At 61.9% G+C, this 1357-nt stretch carries 2 protein-coding genes and 1 pseudogene; all 3 read right to left on the reverse strand.

What is annotated here, in order from left to right:
• Window positions 1–211 (reverse strand): annotated as a pseudogene (locus EOA49_RS31950) (DUF1049 domain-containing protein); the annotation flags it as partial.
• Between the two features lie 61 nt (window positions 212–272).
• Window positions 273–557, reverse strand: coding sequence for an integration host factor subunit beta (locus tag EOA49_RS31955; protein WP_027165368.1), 285 nt, complete (start codon window positions 555–557; stop codon window positions 273–275).
• Window positions 558–632: 75 nt separating this feature from the next.
• On the reverse strand, window positions 633–1357 hold a 725-nt coding region (gene sppA, locus EOA49_RS31960), incomplete at its 5' end, for a signal peptide peptidase SppA (RefSeq protein WP_127243599.1).

Here is a 1357-nt window from a genome sequence, read left to right on the forward strand (position 1 = left end):
TCACCCAGGTTGCCATGCTGCCGACGATCATGCCAATGGCCAAAGCCAGGAACAGCAAGATGAAGAGCGGCAAATTCAGCGTCAGCGCCGGATTGCCAGGATGGAACGGGTCGAGCGTGAAGGCGACGAGGCCGCGGTTGGCGACGGCAAGCGCGATCAGGATGACGGCCAGCGGCACGAAGACCACGACGAGCATGACGCGATTGAACATCAAATCTCCTGGAGGTGGCTTAAGCGCCGAAACGTCGTTTCCCGACCTGCCGGCGCAGCGCCTATTTGCCGCCGTTCAGCCTTTCGCGCAACTCCTTGCCGGTCTTGAAGAACGGCACCCACTTCTCCTCGACCTCGACGGATTCGCCGGTGCGGGGGTTGCGGCCGGTGCGGGCAGGACGGTTTTTCACCGAAAAGGCACCGAAACCGCGCAACTCGACCCTGTTGCCTTCGGCGAGCGCGTCGGTGATCTCGTCAAAGATCGCGCCGACGATGTTTTCAACGTCGCGGAGGAAAAGATGGGGGTTGCGCGCGGCAATGATCTGCACAAGCTCGGACTTGATCATGAACGTTCCCCGTAAACCACTGCGGTCAAATATCAGGATGATTTTATTGCTTTATTTGGCTCGTCCCAATGGTTGTCAAGGGTGCCAGACCGAAACGAGACCGTCAAGGAACAAGCGGTCGGCGCCAAGCTCGTGAATGATGTCGCCGCCGGCATCCGGCAGGCCGAGCGCGTTGGCGACGGCTTTGGTCATGCTTCTCGAAAACAGGAGGCCGTGCCCCTCCGTATCCTTCCATTCGACGACCTTGAGCTTGCTGTCGACGCCTTTGGTCGCCAGCCAGTTGATCGCCTCGGGTTCGCCGCCAACGGCATCAACCAAGTGATTGGCGAGCGCCTGGCGGCCGGTGAAGATCGAACCGTCGGCCAGCGCCTGCGCCTGCTCGCGGGTCATCTTGCGCCGTTCGGCGACAATGCCGACGAACCAGTCATAGCTGTCGAGGATGAGCTTGCGCACCATGGCGCGCTCGTCGTCATTGGTCGGCTTGAAGGGCGAGGGCGCAGCCTTGAGCGGCGAGGACTTCACTTCCTCGAGCTTGATGCCGAGCTTGTCCATCAGGCCGCTCACGTCGGGATACTGGATCAGCACGCCGATCGATCCGACAATAGAGGTCTTGCGGGCGACGATGTGGTCGGCCGCGCTTGCGATCATATAGCCGGCGGACGCGGCCAGCGTGCCGACCTCGGCCACCACCGGCTTGTCGGCGGCGAGCTTGCGCACTTCCTCATAGATCGACTCGCCGCCGACCGTGGTGCCTCCGGGCGAATCGATCGACAGGATGACGCCCTTCACGGTTGCGGACT

Origin of the sequence: Mesorhizobium sp. M1A.F.Ca.IN.020.04.1.1 (assembly GCF_003997315.1) — a bacterium.
Lineage (GTDB): Bacteria > Pseudomonadota > Alphaproteobacteria > Rhizobiales > Rhizobiaceae > Mesorhizobium.

What these genes read in the sequence shown, in the direction of transcription:
- EOA49_RS31955 (WP_027165368.1), bottom strand. Translation starts at nt 557, where the DNA reads ATGATCAAGTCCGAGCTTGTGCAGATCATTGCCGCGCGCAACCCCCAT.